Annotated in this window: 18 protein-coding genes, 1 tRNA gene and 2 pseudogenes; 13 read left to right on the top strand and 8 right to left on the bottom strand. The window is 70.1% G+C overall.

The genetic code is table 11. The annotated features are described in order from the left end of the window. Positions 1–24 precede the first annotated feature (24 nt). Together AB0399_RS14575 and AB0399_RS14570 are read right to left on the bottom strand one after the other, a co-directional pair. The gene (locus AB0399_RS14575) at positions 25–492 is read right to left on the bottom strand and encodes a RidA family protein (protein WP_328465800.1); all 468 of its coding nucleotides are present in this window, start codon (positions 490–492) and stop codon (positions 25–27) included. Continuing rightward, positions 489–647: a DUF4177 domain-containing protein gene (locus AB0399_RS14570; protein ID WP_107503983.1), complete on the bottom strand. Its 159-nt coding sequence runs from the start codon at positions 645–647 to the stop codon at positions 489–491. Before AB0399_RS14570 ends, AB0399_RS14575 begins: the two co-directional genes overlap by 4 nt. Before the next feature lie 87 nt (positions 648–734). Between AB0399_RS14570 and AB0399_RS14565 the strand changes: the two genes are divergently transcribed. Beyond that, complete coding sequence (locus tag AB0399_RS14565; RefSeq protein WP_366411494.1) at positions 735–1,943, top strand: ArsA-related P-loop ATPase; 1,209 nt, start codon at positions 735–737, stop codon at positions 1,941–1,943. A 66-nt stretch (positions 1,944–2,009) separates the two neighbouring features. After that, the gene (locus tag AB0399_RS14560; protein WP_329367656.1) at positions 2,010–3,305 is read left to right on the top strand and encodes an ArsA family ATPase; all 1,296 of its coding nucleotides are present in this window, start codon (positions 2,010–2,012) and stop codon (positions 3,303–3,305) included. A gap of 130 nt (positions 3,306–3,435) precedes the next feature. Here AB0399_RS14560 and AB0399_RS14555 read toward each other — a convergent pair whose 3' ends face one another. Next, positions 3,436–3,774, bottom strand: a complete 339-nt coding sequence (locus AB0399_RS14555) for a WhiB family transcriptional regulator (protein WP_329367654.1) — start codon at positions 3,772–3,774, stop codon at positions 3,436–3,438. 611 nt (positions 3,775–4,385) lie between these two features. Here AB0399_RS14555 and AB0399_RS14550 point away from each other — a divergent pair. Beyond that, positions 4,386–6,764: a transglycosylase domain-containing protein gene (locus AB0399_RS14550; protein ID WP_366411493.1), complete on the top strand. Its 2,379-nt coding sequence runs from the start codon at positions 4,386–4,388 to the stop codon at positions 6,762–6,764. A gap of 240 nt (positions 6,765–7,004) precedes the next feature. Here AB0399_RS14550 and AB0399_RS14545 read toward each other — a convergent pair whose 3' ends face one another. After that, positions 7,005–7,466 (bottom strand): GatB/YqeY domain-containing protein, encoded by a 462-nt coding sequence (locus AB0399_RS14545; RefSeq protein ID WP_328465811.1) that lies wholly within the window; start codon positions 7,464–7,466, stop codon positions 7,005–7,007. Positions 7,467–7,677: 211 nt separating this feature from the next. On the opposite strand from AB0399_RS14545, the gene AB0399_RS14540 reads away from it, so the two are divergent. Next, the gene (locus AB0399_RS14540; RefSeq protein ID WP_329367651.1) at positions 7,678–8,601 is read left to right on the top strand and encodes a metallophosphoesterase; all 924 of its coding nucleotides are present in this window, start codon (positions 7,678–7,680) and stop codon (positions 8,599–8,601) included. 97 nt (positions 8,602–8,698) lie between these two features. After that, positions 8,699–8,772: transfer RNA gene (locus AB0399_RS14535), tRNA-Pro, on the top strand. A gap of 77 nt (positions 8,773–8,849) precedes the next feature. On the opposite strand, the pseudogene AB0399_RS14530 reads toward AB0399_RS14535, so the two are convergent. Next, positions 8,850–9,080: pseudogene (locus AB0399_RS14530) on the bottom strand (tyrosine-type recombinase/integrase); the annotation flags it as partial. A 627-nt stretch (positions 9,081–9,707) separates the two neighbouring features. On the opposite strand from AB0399_RS14530, the gene AB0399_RS14525 reads away from it, so the two are divergent. The 4 genes from AB0399_RS14525 (at position 9,708) to AB0399_RS14510 (ending at position 11,729) form a co-directional block, all read left to right on the top strand. Beyond that, a complete protein-coding gene (locus AB0399_RS14525; RefSeq protein WP_366411492.1) occupies positions 9,708–10,016 on the top strand; it encodes a hypothetical protein in 309 nt (102 codons plus the stop codon). Between the two features lie 208 nt (positions 10,017–10,224). After that, complete coding sequence (locus AB0399_RS14520) at positions 10,225–10,758, top strand: pyridoxamine 5'-phosphate oxidase family protein (protein WP_366411491.1); 534 nt, start codon at positions 10,225–10,227, stop codon at positions 10,756–10,758. A gap of 366 nt (positions 10,759–11,124) precedes the next feature. Beyond that, entirely contained in the window at positions 11,125–11,295 is a 171-nt protein-coding gene (locus AB0399_RS14515) for a hypothetical protein (RefSeq protein ID WP_366411490.1), read from the top strand. Positions 11,296–11,363: 68 nt separating this feature from the next. After that, positions 11,364–11,729, top strand: a complete 366-nt coding sequence (locus AB0399_RS14510) for an SUKH-4 family immunity protein (RefSeq protein ID WP_366411489.1) — start codon at positions 11,364–11,366, stop codon at positions 11,727–11,729. 216 nt (positions 11,730–11,945) lie between these two features. Here AB0399_RS14510 and AB0399_RS14505 read toward each other — a convergent pair whose 3' ends face one another. Beyond that, the gene (locus AB0399_RS14505) at positions 11,946–12,719 is read right to left on the bottom strand and encodes an NUDIX domain-containing protein (RefSeq protein WP_366411488.1); all 774 of its coding nucleotides are present in this window, start codon (positions 12,717–12,719) and stop codon (positions 11,946–11,948) included. Positions 12,720–12,772: 53 nt separating this feature from the next. Here AB0399_RS14505 and AB0399_RS14500 point away from each other — a divergent pair, with 53 nt between their 5' ends. Together AB0399_RS14500 and AB0399_RS14495 are read left to right on the top strand one after the other, a co-directional pair. Continuing rightward, positions 12,773–13,531 (top strand): DeoR/GlpR family DNA-binding transcription regulator, encoded by a 759-nt coding sequence (locus tag AB0399_RS14500; protein ID WP_366411487.1) that lies wholly within the window; start codon positions 12,773–12,775, stop codon positions 13,529–13,531. Between the two features lie 124 nt (positions 13,532–13,655). Beyond that, a complete protein-coding gene (locus AB0399_RS14495) occupies positions 13,656–14,033 on the top strand; it encodes a hypothetical protein (protein ID WP_366411486.1) in 378 nt (125 codons plus the stop codon). 142 nt (positions 14,034–14,175) lie between these two features. Here AB0399_RS14495 and AB0399_RS14490 read toward each other — a convergent pair whose 3' ends face one another. Then, positions 14,176–14,658, bottom strand: a complete 483-nt coding sequence (locus AB0399_RS14490) for an MSMEG_6728 family protein (RefSeq protein WP_366411485.1) — start codon at positions 14,656–14,658, stop codon at positions 14,176–14,178. 354 nt (positions 14,659–15,012) lie between these two features. Here AB0399_RS14490 and AB0399_RS14485 point away from each other — a divergent pair, with 354 nt between their 5' ends. Continuing rightward, a complete protein-coding gene (locus AB0399_RS14485; RefSeq protein WP_366411484.1) occupies positions 15,013–16,176 on the top strand; it encodes a DNA gyrase subunit B in 1,164 nt (387 codons plus the stop codon). Between the two features lie 174 nt (positions 16,177–16,350). On the opposite strand, the gene AB0399_RS14480 is transcribed toward AB0399_RS14485, so the two are convergent. Continuing rightward, entirely contained in the window at positions 16,351–16,566 is a 216-nt protein-coding gene (locus tag AB0399_RS14480) for a hypothetical protein (protein WP_366411483.1), read from the bottom strand. 218 nt (positions 16,567–16,784) lie between these two features. On the opposite strand from AB0399_RS14480, the pseudogene AB0399_RS14475 reads away from it, so the two are divergent. Next, positions 16,785–18,117 (top strand): annotated as a pseudogene (locus AB0399_RS14475) (IS1380 family transposase); the annotation flags it as partial. Between the last annotated feature and the right edge of the window lie 122 nt (positions 18,118–18,239).

Below are 18,239 nucleotides of genomic sequence, written 5' to 3'. Positions count from 1 at the left end.
CACACCGCGGCGGCCGGTCCGGGCTCAGTCGGCCAGTTCGACCTGGATCTCGATCTCGACCGGCGCGTCCAGCGGCAGCACCGCGACGCCGACCGCGCTGCGCGCGTGCACGCCCTTGTCGCCCAGCACCGCGCCGAGCAGTTCGCTGGCGCCGTTGACCACCGCGGGCTGGCCGGTGAAGTCCGGCGCGGAGGCGACGAAGCCGACCACCTTGACCACGCGGGCGATCCGGTCCAGGTCGCCCGCGACCGAGCGGACCGCCGCGAGGGCGTTCAGCGCGCAGGTCGCGGCGAGTTCCTTGGCGCGCTCCGGGGACACCTCGGCGCCGACCTTGCCGGTCGCCGGCAGCTTCCCCTCGATCATCGGCAGCTGCCCCGAGGTGAACACGTACGCGCCCGAGCGGACCGCGGGCTGGTACGCGGCCAGCGGCGGCACCACGTCCGGCAGGGTCAGCCCCAGTTCGGCGAGCCGCGACGCGACGGCCCCGCTCACTCCTTCTCCCGCTTCATGTAAGCGACCAGCTGCTCGGTGTTCGGGCCCGGGACGACCTGGACCAGCTCCCAGCCGTCCTCGCCCCAGTTGTCCAGGATCTGCTTCGTCGCGTGCACCAGCAGCGGTACGGTCGCGTACTCCCACTTCTTCGCCATACCGCGACTTTAGTGCCTGGGGCGGCCCGCTACGTGCGGCGGCTCCGGAGGGCGAACCGGCGGCCGGAGGGGTGACAGGGCCGCCGAATGGTTAGGCTCGCAAGGGTGAGCCCTCAACAGTCATCAGCCGTCAGGCTCCACGTCGTGACGGGCAAGGGCGGCACGGGCAAGACCACGGTCGCCGCCGCACTGGCGCTCGCCCTCGCGGCCGAGGGCCGCCGGGTGCTGCTGTGCGAGGTCGAGGAGCGGCAGGGCGTCGCCCAGCTCTTCGAGACCGAGGCACTGCCGTACGAGGAGCGCAGGATCGCTTCCGCGTCGGGCGGCGGCGAGGTGCACGCCCTGGCCATCGACGCCGAGCTGGCGATGCTCGACTACCTCGACATGTTCTACAAGCTCGGCCGGGCCGGCCGGGCGCTGAGGAAGCTCGGCGCGATCGACTTCGCCACCACCGTCGCCCCCGGCCTGCGCGACGTCCTGCTCACCGGGAAGGTGTGCGAGGCGGTACGCCGCAAGGACAAGGCGGGCTGGCCGGTGTACGACTCGGTGGTGCTCGACGCCCCGCCGACCGGCCGCATCACCCGCTTCCTCAACGTCAACGACGAGGTCGCGGGCCTGGCCAGGGTCGGCCCGATACACAACCAGGCGCAGGCCGTGATGAGGGTGCTGAAGTCCCCGCAGACCGCGATCCACCTGGTGACGCTCCTGGAGGAGATGCCGGTCCAGGAGACGATGGACGGCGTGGCGGAACTGCGCTCGGCCGGGCTGCCGGTGGGCGCGGTGATCGTCAACATGGTGCGGCCGGTGATGCTGGCGGACGCCGAACTGGCCGAGGTGTCCGGCACCGAGAGCGGCGCGAACGGCACGGGCGGGGCGAGCGGCAACGGCGGCGGTGCGGCCGGCAACGGCAAGCGCAGGACCGCCGTCGCCAAGGCGCTGTCCCAGGCCGGGCTCGGCGGCGCGCGCCGCGGCGGCGTCGCGGAACGCCTCGTCGAGCCGCTCCTGGCCCAGGCCCACGAGCACGCCCAGCGCGTGGTGCTGGAGCGGGAGCAGCGCGCGGAGATCGCCGGACTCGGCCTGCCGGTAAGGGAGTTGGAGCTGCTCGGCGACGGAGTGGACCTCGGCGGGCTCTACCGGCTCGCCGAGAGCCTGCGCCACCAGGCGGTGGCGCCCGCCCGCGAGGACGCCCACGCACCCGTCGCGCCGGACGACGACGAAGCCCCGGACGACGCCGACGACTCCGAGGATGCCGAAGACGCCCGCGCCGCGAACGTGGATGTGGACGTGGACGATGACTGACGACGCCCGCCTGAACAGCCGACGCCGGCCCCGCGTACAACGAGCCCGAGTTCTGAGGTCGCACGGATGAGCCTGGAAAGCCCCCCGCTGGAGATCGATCCGCTGCTCGACGACCCCAAGGCCCGCATCATCGTCTGCTGCGGCTCCGGCGGTGTCGGCAAGACCACCACCGCCGCCGCACTGGGCGTGCGCGCCGCCGAGCGCGGGCGCACTGCGGTGGTGCTCACCATCGACCCCGCGCGCCGTCTGGCGCAGTCGATGGGCCTGACCGAACTCGACAACACCCCGCGCGAGGTGGCTGGAATCGATCGGTCGGCCGGCGGCTCGCTGCACGCGATGATGCTGGACATGAAACGGACGTTCGACGAGGTCGTGGTGCAGCACTCCGACCCCGAGCGGGCCCGGGCGATCCTGGAGAACCCCTTCTACCAGTCGCTGTCGGCCGGATTCGCCGGCACCCAGGAGTACATGGCGATGGAGAAGCTGGGCCAGCTACGGGCCCAGGACGCCTGGGACCTGATCATCGTCGACACCCCGCCGAGCCGCAGCGCGCTGGACTTCCTCGACGCCCCCAAGCGGCTCGGCTCGTTCCTCGACGGCCGCTTCATCAAGCTGCTGATGGCGCCGGCGAAGGTCGGCGGCCGGGCCGGGGTGAAGTTCCTCAACATGGGCATGTCGATGATGACCGGCACCCTGAGCAAGGTGATGGGCGCCGGGCTGCTGCGCGACGTGCAGACGTTCGTCGCCGCCATGGACACCATGTTCGGCGGGTTCCGCACCCGCGCCGACGCCACCTACCGGCTGCTCCAGGCGCCCGGCACCGCGTTCCTGGTGGTCGCCGCCCCCGAGCGGGACGCGCTGCGCGAGGCGGCCTACTTCGTGGAGCGGCTGGCCGCCGAGGACATGCCGCTGGCCGGGCTGGTGCTCAACCGCGTGCACGGCAGCGGCGCCGATCAGCTCACCGCGGAACGGGCGTTGGCCGCCGCCGAGGCGCTGGAGGACGCGGTCGCGGAAAATCTTGCCGACGGCGGCATTGTCGATCTCCCCGCCGGGAAAGCTGACTACGAAGGTTCCGGCAGCGCCGCGGAAGGCGCCGGGAAGGGCGCCGCGGACAGCGCCCGGGACCGCGTCGAGGCAGACCCCCAGGACCGTACGGAACTCCTCGCCGCGGGGCTGCTGCGCCTGCACGCCGAGCGGATGCAGGTGGTCGCCCGCGAGCGGCGCACGCGTGACCGCTTCGTGTCGGTGCACCCCGAAGTCCCTGTGGTCGAAGTCACGGCGCTGCCCGGCGACGTGCACGACCTGGAAGGGCTGCGGGCGATCGGCCTGCGTCTCGGCGGCGACGAGCCGGCCGCGGCGTAGTCCGTCCTCGTCCGTCCTCGCCCGCCGTCTCAGGGACGGTCGGCGTCGCAAGGACGATCAGCGGCTCAGGGACGGTCGGTGTCGCAGGGACCGTTGGCCGTCGCAAGGACCGTCGGCACCTCAGGGGCGATCAGCCCGCCGCGGCGTAGTCCTCGTCCGCCTCGTCGCCGATCGGCAGCAGTCCGGTGCTGCGCTCGTACTCGGTACGGGCGGTCTCCAGCAGCCGGCGCCAGGACGTCACGGTCGGACGGCGGCGCAGCAGAGCGCGGCGTTCACGCTCGGTCATCCCCCCCCACACACCGAACTCGACCCGGTTGTCGAGGGCGTCCGCCAGGCACTCGGTGCGCACCGGGCATCCCGTGCACACCGCCTTCGCCCGGTTCTGGGCCGCACCCTGGACGAACAGCTCGTCCGGATCAGTCGTCTTGCACGCGGCCTGCGTGCTCCAGTCGGTTACCCAGCTGCTCATGCTGGCGCCGTCCTCTCCCGAATCGAGGCTCCCCCACGGCGGCAAACGGCATATTCACCGTTGCCAGTTGAGGACGTTACGGAAGGTAGGCGCGGCGCAACAGCCCTTTCAGGCCCAATCTTGCATGGCCCGAATGGACTATGCGTGCGCGGCAGATCACCCAACGGAGTGAGCCGCGACGAAATCGGATATATCCGGAGAAACTGCGCTCTCCGCCCACCTGGAGGCGCCAAGACCCCAGGCATATACCGAAATTCGGGCAGTTCTCATCACTCACAAGAGTGACAAAGGAAGGCAAGAGGTCGCGATCCCTTCGCGCCCCGCCTGCTCCAGGGTAGGCGACCACCCCACCGCGCGTCCGGGAAATCGCAACGCCCGTACCCCGTAGGCCGCGTGAGAGGTCCCGCGTCGCGTCCGTGTCGCCTCGCGCCGGCGTACGCCCCTGCATCCGGGTCCGCCGCCGGCGGTCGCGCCCCTCACCACCCGTCCACCCCGCGACCCGTTTCCGTCACGAACGTCACGGCCTCGTATTGTCACGGTCTCGTACGCGTCCGCCCAGAAAAGCCACCAAGCCTCGGGAACTCCCAGGATGACGGTTTAGGCTGCTCTGCATGGCTCACAAGCGTTCCGGTGGGGGATTGTCGACGACCCAGCAGGTCGCCAAGTTCCTCGGTGTCAGCGTGCTGGCCGGCGTGGTGCTCGCGGGAATCGCGCTGCCCGCCGCCGGCGCTCTCGGGCTGTCCGCGAAGGGCACCGTCAAGGGCTTCGACGACCTGCCAGGAGAGCTGAAGCAGCCGCCCCTGAGTCAGGCGTCCAAGATCCTCGACGCCAACGGCGGCCTCATCGCCACCGTCTACTCGCGTGACCGCACCGTCGTGCCGATCACCCAGATGAGCCCCAACATCCTCAACGCGCTGGTCGACATCGAGGACTCGCGGTTCTACGAGCACGGCGCGATCGACCTCAAGGGCATCCTGCGCGCCCTGAGCCACAACGCCTCGGACAGCGGCACCCAGGGCGCCTCCACGCTCACCCAGCAGTACGTGAAGAACGTCTTCGTGGAGGAGGCCGGCGACGACCCGAGCAAGGTCGCCGAGGCCACCCAGCAGACCGTGGGCCGCAAGATCAAGGAAATGAAGTACGCGATCCAGGTCGAGAAGGAACTCGGCAAGAAGAAGATCCTGGAGAACTACCTCAACATCACCTTCTTCGGCGAGCAGGCGTACGGCATCGAGGCCGCCTCCGAGCGGTACTTCAGCACCCACGCCAAGGACCTCACCCTCCCGCAGGCCGCGATGCTGGCCGGGCTGGTCCAGTCCCCGACCGGGTACGACCCGATCAGCGCGCCGAACGCCGCGACCCAGCGGCGCAACACCGTGCTGGCGCGGATGGCCCAGCTCAAGGACATCACCCCGGCCCAGGCCGCCGCCGCGCAGAAGGCCCCGCTCGGCCTCAAGGTCAGCACCCCGAAGAACGGCTGTATCACCGCCGTCAACGGCGCCGGCTTCTTCTGCGACTACGTCCGCGAGACCTTCCTGCAGAACGCCGCCTTCGGCAAGACGAAGGAGGACCGCGCCAAGGTCTGGAACACCGGCGGCCTGACCATCCACACCACACTCGACCCGAAGGCGCAGAAGTCGCTGCTCGACGGGATCAGCAACCACGTCTACAAGAGCGACACGATCGCCGCGGCGATGACCATGGTGCAGCCCGGCACCGGCAAGGTCGTCGCGATGGGCCAGAGCAAGCCGTACGGCCTCGGCAAGAACGAGACGCAGATCAACTACTCGGTGAACCAGGACATGGACGGCGGGCTGGGCTTCCAGAACGGTTCGACGTTCAAGCCGATCACCGCCGCGGCCGCCCTGGAGGCCGGCTACAAGCCCTCGCAGACCTATCCGGCGCCGAACAAGATGCAGTACCCGGACGTGACCAACTGCAGCGGCGCGGTCCTGCACAGCGACAAGACCACGCAGAACGAGATGCCGTCGGAACGCGGCCCGTACGCGATGCCGGACGCGCTGAAGCAGTCCATCAACACCTACTTCGTGGCGCTCGAAGCCGATGTCGGCCTCTGCCCGATCGTGAAGATGGCCGACAAGCTCGGCGTGGGCCGGGCCGACGGCAAGCCGCTGGTGCAGGGCGCCTCGCTCACCCTGGGCACCAACGAGGTGTCGCCGCTGACCGTGGCCGCCGCGTACGCCGCGTTCGCCAACCGAGGCGTCTACTGCACGCCGATCGTGATCAACTCGGTGACCAACGCGCAGGGCAAGCACCTGACGGTGCCCAAGTCGCTCTGCTCGCAGGCGATGTCGCAGCAGACCGCGGACACCCTGAACACCATGCTCAAGGGCGTCGTCGACGACGGTACGGGTACCGCGGCCAACCTCCCCGGCCGGGAGACGGCCGGTAAGACCGGTACCACCGACAACCGCTACGCCGCCTGGTTCGCCGGTTACACGCCGAACCTCGCGTCCGCCGTGTGGATGGGCGACCCGGCGCACAAGCGGCAGATGATCGACATCACCATCGGCCCGCGCAGCTACGACAAGGTGCAGGGCGCCGACGGACCCGCGCCGATCTGGAAGGACGCGATGAACGGCGCCCTGGAGGGCTCCCCCGCGGAGAACTTCACCACGGTCCCGCTCAACGTGCCGAGCCCGGGCGACTCCCAGCAGCCGCCCAACGGCGACAACACCGGGGACAACGGCGGCGACAACGGCAAGAGCCACGGCGGGCACGGCGGCCATGGCGGCTTCACGGTGATGGGCGCGACCACCGGCGCGATCACCAGCGGCGGCACCGGTACGAGCACGGTCGGCGGGACGACGGGCGGGGTCGACGGGGCCACCACCGGCGGGGTGACGACCGGAGGCACGACCACCGGGGGAGCGGATCAGGGCACCACGGACGGGACGACCGGCGGCGGGGCAGGGGGGCTGTTCCCCTCGGGAGGGCAGACCGGCGGGCAACTGGGCGGGACACCATAGCGGCGGTCGAGCGCCGCACCCGGTGAACGGGCAGGACGTAAGAGGCATGACGTAAGGGGCACCCACTCTGGTGGGTGCCCCTTACGTCATGCCTCCTACGTCATCCGCTCCGCGGTTCCGCGGTGCCACTGCTTTACGGTGGCGCGGGCGGCGGGTGCGAGCGGCGGGTGCGGGTGCGGTGCCGGCGGTGGGTGCGGCCGCGGTAGTGCGGGTGCCGGCGGTGAGGTGCCGGCCGTGGGCTCAGCCCGCCGCGAGCTGCCGCTTGACCTCGGCGGCGACCCGGCCGCCCTCCGCGAGCCCGGCCACCTTGGGGCTCACGACCTTCATCACGGCGCCCATCGCCTTGGGCCCGGACGCGCCGGACTCCTCGATCGCCGACCGTACGATCCCCGCCAGCTCCTCGTCGCCCAGCTGCTTGGGCAGGTACTCGGCCAGCACCTCGCCCTCCTCCCGCTCCCGCTGCGCGGACTGCTCCCGGCCGCCCTGAGCGAACGCCTCCGCGGCCTCCCGGCGCTTCTTCGCCTCCCGGGCGATCACCTTCAGCACCTCGTCGTCGGAGAGCTGCCGGGCCGTGTCGCCCGCCACCTCCTCCTTGGTGATGGCGCTGAGGGTCAGCCGGATCGTGGCAGAGCGCAGTTCGTCGCGGCTCTTCATCGCGGCGGTCAGGTCGTCGTGCAGTCGCTGCTTGAGGGTCGTGGTCATAGGGCGATTTTCGCATCACGGCGCGGCGGGTGCGCCGTATTAACCGCGCGGTGGCCGCTCCCGGGGAAGTTCCCGTAGGCGGGGTAAGGCTCGCCGCGGTCGGCGCGCGGCCGTACCGCGATCGGCGTAAGGCCATCCCTTAGTCGTCGTACCGTCGTACCGCAGCCGTACCAGCGCACACCTGAGGTGCCGACTCTGACACGATGGACGCATGCGCGCGCGATACGGAATCCCCCTCGGTGTGACGGCGGCAGGCGCGGCCTGCGTGGCCTACGCGGCAGGTTTCGAGGCGCGGTCCTTCCGCCTGCGCCGGGTGGAGGTGCCGGTGCTGCCCGAGGGCATGCGGCCGATCCGCATCCTCCAGCTGTCCGACATCCACATGGTCTCCGGCCAGACCAAGAAGCGCCGCTGGCTGCAGTCCCTGGCCGGGCTGCGCCCCGACCTCGTGGTGAACACCGGCGACAACCTCTCCGACCCCACCGCCGTCCCCGAAGTGCTCGACGCCCTCGGCCCGCTGCTCCGGTTCCCCGGCGCGTACGTCTTCGGCTCGAACGACTACTACGGCCCCAAGTTCCGCAACCCCGGCCGCTATCTGGTCGAGAAGGCCCGCGGCCAGCACGGGCTGAACGGCAAGAGCGGCAGCGCCCACGGCGCGATCCGCAACCCGTGGGGCGACCTGCGCGACGCCTTCGACGAGGCCGGCTGGGTCGGTCTGAGCAACACCCGCGGCCGGCTCAAGCTCGACCACGGCCCCGTGCTCGGCCTCACCGGCCTGGACGACCCGCACATCAAGCGGGACCGCTACGCGGCCGTGGCCGGCGGCCCCGACCCCGACGTCGACTTCAACCTCGCGCTCGTCCACGCCCCCTACCTCCGGGTCCTGGACGCCTTCACGGCCGACCGCTACCCCCTGATCCTGGCCGGCCACACCCACGGCGGCCAGATCTGCATCCCCTTCTACGGCGCCCTGGTCACCAACTGCGACCTCGACACCGACCGCGTGAAGGGCCTCTCCACCCACACCGCCACCGGTTCCACCTCCTACCTCCACGTCTCCGCGGGCTGCGGCGCCAACCGCTTCACCCCGGTCCGCTTCGCCTGCCCCCCCGAGGCCACCCTCCTCACCCTCACCTGACCTTCCCCCGGGCCCCCTCCCTGGCCCCTCCCCCGGCTCCCCCCGAAACCGGATTTCGCCTCCGGCTCCGGGTCCGCTAAAGTAATCCTCGTTGCACCGGGGTGTGGCGCAGCTTGGTAGCGCGCTTCGTTCGGGACGAAGAGGCCGTGGGTTCAAATCCCGCCACCCCGACTCCAAAGCAGCAGGTCAGGGGCTTGTGCCTAATTAGGCACAAGCCCCTGATTCGTTCTGCGTGACTAACTGAGTGACTACGGCTTCGGATCTTGCTTGAAGATGCCGTCCATCACGACGGCCCCAGTCTGGACGACGGGCCGGATCTGCTTCCGGTAGACGTCTTCCGTCACGGCCGTGCTGGAGTGCCCGACCAACCGGGAGATCTCTTCCAGTGGCACGCCCCTGTCTGACAGCAGCGAGACGAAGCTGTGCCGGAGCTCCTGAGGCGTCCACTCGTCAGCGTTCACGCCGTCTGCTCCCTTGACCCGCCCAGCCGGCCCGGCGAGGGCATCGGCACCTTCGCCCTTCTGCCGGACGGCTTCTGCGTCCTGTGGACCCCGGCACGCGGACCCCTGCGCGGGCGCGGGGCGAGGTGTGAACGGCGGGTCTCCCGCCACCGCAGCGACGGCACCCGCGTATGGTCCACATCGATCCACCTCGGTGGCCTCTCCTATCCAGGGATAGTCGAGATCAGCGAGGGCTCCGGCCGACAGATACGGCAGAAGGCGGCGTGGGCGCCGCGCGAGGTCGCGGTCGCCCACCACGAACCGCTGATAATCAGCGGTGACTGTGTAGCCGCCTCATTCGAGGACCGCAGCAGTGGGCTCGCCCGCACGTTCCTTCTCGATCTACGTACGGGAAAGATGTCGGCCTCGACCGCAGCGGCACCCGGCGGACACAAGGCGATCCACGGCGACAGGGGGTTTCTCATCGGCGCCCAGGGCTACGGAGTTTTAGAGACGGCCCGGATAACCCCCGAAGGTAGCCGCGTCACGGCCTGGCCGAGCCACGGAACACTGACTGTGGGCGCCGACGGCGTGACATCCGTCGTCGAGATGGAGAACCGGCTGCCCTCCCGCTCGAAATTCCAGCGCCTGTAGCCAGAGGGCGCGTTGACCAGCGGCCCGGACCTTCCCAGCTACTACACGGCGCCCGCCGCGGTGGATCAGACAGGCACCACCGTCTACTGGCGCAACGGCGAGCTGACCGCCGTCGATGCCGGACTGAACGCCCACCGGCTTGCCGAACTCCCCGGCACCGGCATCACCAGCCGCGTCCTCATCCTCGACAACGGCATGGTCGCCCTCACCCTCGACAAAGACCTGCACCTCATACGGACGCCACTCGCCCCGCTCGCCGCGGGCCCGTGGCCCTGCGCCGATCACAACCTGCAGGGCAATCCCGTCACCAAGGCGGTCTGACCGAGGGAGCGCCGGCCCGGTCCAGCACCCAACCCTCCGGCGGAAGTGGCTACGCGTTGCCTGGTACGGCGGGCTGATCCTCACGTCGCCGCGTTGGCGGCGGTAGTGGCTGACCGGGCGGGGCATCGATCACCCCCTCAGCGTCGGACTCCCACCCCGTCACCGGGGCCACCGATGAGTTCGGAATGCTCCTCACGTCTACACCGGCATGGACACCAAGAACCTCGCGAACCTCTACAAACTGGCGGCCCTCGACTGGTCATCGGTCACCGACCGGCTCGACGCCGGCTTCGACCAGGCGCCCGGCTCGGGCAGCGGGCCGAACAGGCACACGACGTGGCTCACGACCATCGATCCCGACGGCAGCCCGCACGTCACCGCGGTCGGGTCGCTCTGGATCGACGACTGCTTCTGGTTCGAGACCGGCCCGGCTACCCGCAAGGGCCGCAACCTGGCCCGCGACCCGCGCTGCACCATCGCGATCGCCACCCTAGAGTTCGACCTCGTGGTCGAGGGCATCGCCGAGATCGTCACCGACCGCGCGACCGTCGCCCGGCTCGCCACGACTTGGGCCGAGGGCGGCTGGCCCTGCGAGGTCGACGACAGCGGCACAGCCCTCACAGCAGCGTTCAGTGCGCCGTCGGCCGGGAGACCGCCGTGGTCCGTCTACCGCATTACCGCCCGGTCGGCGTACGCCACCGCCACAGTCGAGCCGGGCGGCGCCACGCGCTGGACCTTCTGAGCCCAGCCCTGTCGATCAGCCGCCGGACACGATCCTGCCAGCCGTCGGGCAGTTCACGAACGGCGCCAAGGTTGTTGGCGTGGAAGGTGGTCGCGATTGCCCTTCGTGCTAGGGCCGCGAAGGGCCGAAAACCGGTGTCAGTGGGCCGTGAAAGGGTGCTGGCCATGACCGCTTTGGGCGACGACGACATCGTCGAGCAGGTCCGCCACTACGCCGCGGAAAGCGGACTGCCACCACCCGCCCCTGTCAAGGCCGCAGCCGAACTGGAGGCCGCCGTCGCGTATCCCATGCCGCCCCTGCTGCGCCGCAGTCCTGCGGTGCGACGAACGTCGTGGCCAACTCACGATGGGGGCCACACGCAACAGGATGCGGGCTCACACCAACATCAGCGTCGATCAAGGGAGTTCAGTGACCCTCTTCTACGAGGACCTGGCATACGGGGATCTGTGCGGCTGGGCGGGGGCGGAGCACGTGGAACGCGCCGACCCAGACGTCATCCGTGACTGGGATCTCCCGGACGCGGACAAGGCATCCTGACGACGGTCGGCGTGCCGCACCTCCCCTATCTCGTCTCACGTACGTGTCTGCGAGACACCAACCATCCCATGATCCAGACGGACAGAGGCGACCTGCTTTATCCCCTGAGCGAGTTCTGGGACCCCCACTTCCCCGGCAAAGTCTGGGGGTTGTTCGGAGCGGAGCCTGGGACAGGGTTCGTCCACTATGTCGGAGCGGACGGGGTGTCCCGTCACGCGAACTCCTCCGTCGTCCTGTGGGTGCAGTGCCTGCACCACTACGGACTTCGAACGGACACCAGCGACCTCCTGCTCAACCCTGACTCGCACGAGGAGGACGACGTACTGGCCGAACTGGATCGCCTCAAGGGTGAACTGGGCGAATTCGACCCGGCCGCGGTCGGTGACTCGAACGACCAACTCTGGGCCGTTCACCTCGATCGTTGGCTCTGGTAGAAGGCAATTGCCGGCCGCCTGAACCACTAGGACCAGCCCAACCACCGCCGGAACTCTGGACGAAACGGCCCAGGGCCTGTGGCCTTACTACCGTCGCATCCGGCGCCGGCGACAAGGTGCCGGACCAGACCCGAAGCCGGCTGCGGGCCCACTACCAGCGCAGCGGCACACCGTAAGCCGGAGCGCCTGTGCCCCACGACGGAACACCCGACCCCCTCACCTGGCAGCCGTACTCACTGCGAGACGGCTCCGGGGGAGAGTTCCCCTCTTGGCGAAGGGCCCGTACAGGGCGGCCCATTGCAGGAGCAGGACGGTCTTGCCGTCGCAGATGCGCCCGTCGCGGGTCATGGCGAGGGCCTCGGCGAAGGGGAGTTCGAGGACCTCGATGTCCTCGCCCTCTTCCTCGATCCCTCCGCCGGTGCCGACCCGGTCGGCCGGGGTGTAGGTGGCGGCGAAGAAGTGGAGCCGTTCGGTGACGGAGCCCGGGCTCATGTAGGCGTCGGTCACGTGGGTGAGCGGGCCGAGCCGGACGCCGAGTTCCTCGGCGCTCTCACGGCGGATCGCGGTCTCCGGGTCCTCCGCGTCGAGCAGCCCGGCCGCGGCCTCGACGATCATGCCGTCGGGGTGGCCGTTCACATAGGCCGGGTAGCGGAACTGACGGGTGAGCAGGACGCAGCCGCGTTCGGTGTCGTACGGCAGGACGACGGCGCCATTGCCCCGGTCGTAGGTCTCACGCTGCTGGGTCTCCCACCGTCCGTCGCGGCGCCGGTAGTCGAAGGTGGTGCGGCGCAGGACGTGCCAGCCCTGGGAGGTGAGTTCCACGTCGCGGATCCGGACGTCGGGGTTGCGGTCGAGGTCGCGTCCGGCGAGGTGGAGGCCGGTGCGCCCGCGGTGGTCGGGAGCGTCGACACCGGCCACAGGCTGGGGGTCGTCCACGGTGCCGGAACGGCACGGGCCGGTTACCGGGCTGAGCGGGGGTTCGTCGTTCATGGCGGCTAAGATACATGCAGAATCATGCAAGAACAGGAAGGAACGTGAACGCCATGCTGGCTGCTGAACGGCGCGAGCACCTGCTCGATCTGCTCGCCCGCACCGGAAAGATCGTGGCCAAGGATGTCGCCGCCGACCTGGGCATCTCCGAGGACAGCGTGCGCCGCGACCTGCGGGACCTGGCCGGAGAGGGGCTGTGCCAGCGGGTGTACGGCGGCGCGCTGCCCGCGTCCCCCGCAGTGGTGGACTACGACGCCCGCCAGGCGGTGGCCCCGGACGGTAAGCGGAAGGTCGCCTCGGTGGCCGCCGCACTGGTGCGGCCGGGCAGCTCGGTGATCCTCGACGGCGGCACCACCGCCCTCGCTGTGGCGCGCGCCCTCCCGAAGGCGCTCACCTGCACGGTGATCACCCACAGCCCGACGATCGCCACGGCTCTGATCGAGCACCCGCGGGTGGAGATCTTCCTGCTCGGAGGGCGCGTCTTCAAGCACTCGGCGGTCACCTGCGGCGCCGCCGCGGTCGAGGCCGCGCAGAACGTCTCCGCCGAACTCTGCCTGCTCGGCGTCACCGGCGCCCACCCCGAGGCCGGACTGACCACCGCGGACGCCGATGAGGCGGCCATGAAACGCGCCCTGTCGGCGCGGGCCGCGGACACTTACATCCTCGCCTCCTCCGAGAAGATCGGCACGGCCTCGCCGTACCGCGTCCTGCCGTGGGAGAAGATCACCGGGCTCATCACCGACGCCGGCCCCCACGACACCGCCATCGAGCAAATCAGGGCCCTCGGCGTGGAGGTTCTCGTGGCCGGATGAAGGCCTCAGCCGGGATCTCGGACGGCTGGAGCACTCCACCGACGTGCAAGAGAGGCGAAATTTCGGCGGTCCGATCCGGTGAACGCAGCCATTTCGCGGGACGTTCGGCGCGCATCGTCCAGACGTGGACAGCACTGATGCAGCCCGCGTCCTCGTGATCGGGCTTGATCCGTACCGGGTGCCCGGGCCGTGGGATCCCGAGCCGGCGGCCAGGGCGATCAACGCGGGGCTGGCCAAGTTCGCCGACCACGGCATGAGCGTGGAGAGCTGCCTCATCGGCCCCGACGGAAGTGACGACGTCGAGGCGGTTGTCGGGAATGCGTTGCGGGCCCATCCGTGGGAGTGCGTCACCGTCGGCGGCGGCCTGCGGCACTCGGACGACCAAGTCGAACTCCTCGAGCGAATCGTCAACCTGATCCGGCGGCACGCACCCGACGCGGCCATCGCGTTCAACAGCACCCCGGACACGACCCACGAGGCCGCGGCCCGCTGGATCGGATGACGGCAGCAGACTGCGCGATGTGACCGGCACCTCCTGACCGGTCGCCGGGGCATTCGACCAACTCGTCCGTGCGAAACGAGTTCCGCACGGACGAGGACGACAAGGCGGGGTGCGTTCGGCGCCCGCCACCGCACCGCCGCGCTCAGACGAACGGTTCCCGGTCCGAGGACGGCCAGACGTACGGCAGCCCGACGGGAACGTCGGGGAAGAAGCGCCGGTAGTGCTCCGGGGCCCGGGTGACGAGGGCCGAACGGTGGCTAAGGTGGAAGGCCGAATCACCGAGCCAGGGCGGCAGATCACCGTCCCGCGCGAGTTCGACCGACGAGCGCACGTACCGGTCCCGCGCCGCACGCGCCCGGGCGGGCAGATCGTGCAGCAACGTCTCCGCGCACGTGTCGGCACGGCCGGCCGCGGACCACACCCGGCAGATCTCCAGGCCGTAGCGCACCAGCGCCTCCTCGTACCCGGCCCACATGCGCACCGCCGGGTGATGGCGCCAGCCGTACCCGGCCACGGTCAGCCCCCGCAGCACCTGGATGGCCTCGACCCGCTGCTTGCCGAGGCGGCGCTGGTCGAGCACGCGCGCCACGGCCTCGAAGTCCTCGTAGGGAAGGAAAGTCTGCACGCTGTACGAATAGCCGCGAGCCCCCGACCGACCACCCGCGACACGCCCACCGGCCCTGTCCCAGGGTGCCCACTGCCTGCTCGCCGGTCCTCACGGCCACCGGGCACCCAACCCTGCCACACACCCTGACCAGCTGCTATTTACGCGTCAGGGGTCCGTCTCGAAAGGGGTCGTACGCGGCCTCGGCCGAGGGCCGGCCGTATTGTCGCTGCCACCCGCATCTCCCGGGTCGACCACTTCCCGAAAGCCGCTCACCGACCCACCCATACCTTCGCCAAATAACCTCTGACCTGGTCATTTTCTGGATTTCACCTACGCTGGCCAGGTCTGGTGGGCACCGTCGGAGGGGGCTTCATGAGCGAGAGCGCCAACAGCTACAACGCCAGTGACATCACAGTGCTGTACGGGCATGAGGCCATTCGGAAGCGGCCCGGGATGTACGTCGGCTCCACCACAGAACGCGGCCTGCACCAGGCAGTGTTCGAGGTCGTGGGCCGAGCGGTGAACGAGGTCCAGGCCGACCGTGCCACCTCCGTCGACGTCACGCTCACGCCCGGCGGCGTCAGCGTGGTCGACGACGGCCCGGATGTTCCCGTCAAGGCGGCAGGGGACACCGACGCTTCCAGCCTCGAACTGCTGCTGACCCGCCTGCCCGCCGGGTGGGAACCTCTCGGCCGCAACACCGCCGTCATGGGCTTGGCAGTCCTCGGCCTCTGCGTCACCAACGCCCTGTCCAGCCGCCTAACGGCCGAAGTGCGACGCGAGGGGACCCGCTGGGTCCAGCAGTACGCACACGGCGTTCCCGTTGCCCCACCCACTGCCGCGGGGCCCGCGGCGGACCGCGGGACCACCATCGCCTTCTGGCCCGATCCCGACATCTTCGAAACTGTCGAGTGCTCGTTCTCGGTGCTGGCGGACCGCTTCAGGGACTTGGCCTTCCTGAACCGGTGCCTGACCATCTCACTGACGGACGCACGCCACCCGGGCGAGCCCCGATCAGTACGGTTCCGGTCCCCGGCCGGGGCACAGGACTTCGTCGCCTTCCTCGACACGCCGACGGGATCACCGGTCCACCCGGACATCATCGGCTTCGAGTGGGAGGACCCGCGGATGGAAGGGACGGCGGAGGTGGCCCTACGGTGGTGCACCTCCTGCGAAGAGCGGGTCCACGGCTTCGCCAACAGCCGGCCCACCCGCGAGGGCGGCACCCACGTCCTGGGCTTCCGAGACGGGGCGACGAACGCGGTCAACGCCTATGTGCGCAAGCGGCGACTGCGACCGACGGCACACCCCGACCTCAGCCCCGAGCAGATCTGCGAGGGCCTGACGGCGATCGTGTCGCTGAAGCTGGACCACCCCTGGTTCGAAGGCGCCACCGGGAGCATGCTGGGCAATCCCACGGTTCGCCCCTGCGTCGCGGAAGCCGTCCAGAAGCATCTCGGCAACTGGCTGGACAGTCACCCGGAGCAGGCCGCCGCCGTCATCGACCGCATCGTCCAGGGCACCCCCGGGAGCTGAGCCGCACCCGACCCACCTCACTGGACCCAGCGAACGGAGATGGGCCTGCATTCGATGCACCTTGGTAGCCGACGGCTCGAAGACCAGGTCAACCGAATCGTCACGTTCACGACGGTGGGGTCCACCGCGCGCCCCGGCCGCACGTTGATCAGTCGTCGGCCGCGACGAGGAGCGTCAAAGACTGCCGCTCCTCGTCGATGCAAAGAATTCGTGGAAGTCGGTGTGCACTCCGCCCCAGTCATGGAAGACCGTGCTGCCGAGATCGCAGAGGCGGTAGAGCCGACTGGCCGAGTTCACCACGGTGAACAGCGCCGCATCGAGTACGTCCCCCGGAGAATCCGAAAGCTCGCCGTGCTGACCCGCCCAGCACCGCAGCGTCTGCGTGGCCACGTCGCGACTGACTGATTGGTCCCCTCCGAGCTGACCGAGCGAATCCAGTAGGGGCCGTGGCGGGTACCATCCCGGTCGACACCGCCGCCCGCCTAGCCTCGCGCTTTCATGAAGCGGGCTGTCCGATGGGCGGTCAGGTAAGCGAAAAGTGCCTCTGACCAGCAAGAATGAGGATTGTCGAGGTCCTTGTTCCTGCTCCAGCCGGAGGCACTTCTCAGGTGAAGAAGCGTATCGGTTCCTACCCGCGTGTCCGCATCGAGGGCGGGGGCCGGGCGGTGGTCTCGCAGGCGGGGGGCGTGCTGCTGGTCGAGACGGTCCGCAAGGCCGGCCTGGACACCGCGATATCGGCGGTGCTGGCGCCGTGGCGGAAGGCCCGGACGGTGCACGATCCCGGCAAGATCCTGCTGGACGTGGTCCTGGCGGTCGCGCTGGGCGGGGACTGCCTGGCGGATGTCGCCATGCTGCGGGCCGAGCCGGCCGTGTTCGGGCCGGTGGCCTCCGACCCGACGGTCTCCCGCCTCATCGACACCCTCGCCGCCTCCGGGGAGAAGCCCCTGACCGCGATCCGTGGCGCGCGGGCTGAAGTCCGCCGGCACGTCTGGCGGTTGGCCGACCGGGAAGCGCCCGATGCGGACGGGACGGTGACCGTGGACCTCGACGGGGTGCTGGTGACCGCGCACTCGGACAAGGAGGACGCCGCACCCACGTGGAAGCGCACCTACGGCCACCACCCGCTGATGGGGTTCGTCGACCACGGCCCGGGCGGGACCGGTGCACCCGTCGCGGCCCTCCTCCGGCCCGGCAACGCGGGATCGAACACGGCGGCCGACCACATCACCCCCGCCCAACTGGCCCTGGCCCAGCTACCGAAGAAGTACCAGCGCGGGCGCCGGACCCTGCTCCGCACCGACTCCGCGGGCGGCACCCACGACTTCATCGCCTGGCTCGCCCAGCGGGGACGGTGGCTGTCCTACTCGGTCGGCATGGTGATCACCGAGCAGGTCCACAGCCGCGTGCTGAAGGTTCCGGCATCGGCCTGGACCCCAGCCCTCGAGACGGACGGCGAGATCCGCGACGGCGCCTGGATCGCCGAACTCACCGGCGACGTTCTGAACGGCTGGCCGGAGGGCATGCGGCTGATCGTCAGGAAGGAACGACCGCACCCCGGGGCCCAGTTGCGCCTCACAGATGCGGACGGCATGCGGCTGCCCTGTTTCGCCACCAACACCTCGGGCCGACCGATCGCCGAACTCGAGCTCCGTCACCGGCTGCGGGCCCGGGCCGAGGACCGCATCCGCGCCGCACGGGCCACCGGCCTGCGCAATCTGCCCCTGCACCGCACGGACCAGAACCGGATCTGGCTGGAAATCGTGCAGATCGCTCTCGACCTGCTGGCCTGAATGCCGTGCTCGCCCTGACCGGCCAGGCCGCCTCTGGGAGCCCCGCCGCCTGCGGCTCCGCCTGTTCACCGCGGCCGGACAGCTCGTGACCACCGGCCGCCGGCGGATCCTCCGCCTGGCCCGGCACTGGCCCTGGACCAGCCACATCACCACAGCCCGTCCCTGGGGGTCCCTTGGGGAGCCGTTCGGGGAGCCGAGTACGGAGTCCCGGCTCCCGGGGCGGGGCCCGGGCTGCGGTAGCACCAATTCGTTGCCGGCCCACGGGAAGCACGG

The sequence above is a fragment of the Streptomyces sp. NPDC088194 genome (genome assembly GCF_040702025.1).
In the GTDB taxonomy this organism is placed as follows: Bacteria; Actinomycetota; Actinomycetes; order Streptomycetales; family Streptomycetaceae; genus Actinacidiphila.
Note: the sequence above shows the minus strand (reverse complement) of the source record. Positions and strands in the feature narration are given on the sequence as shown.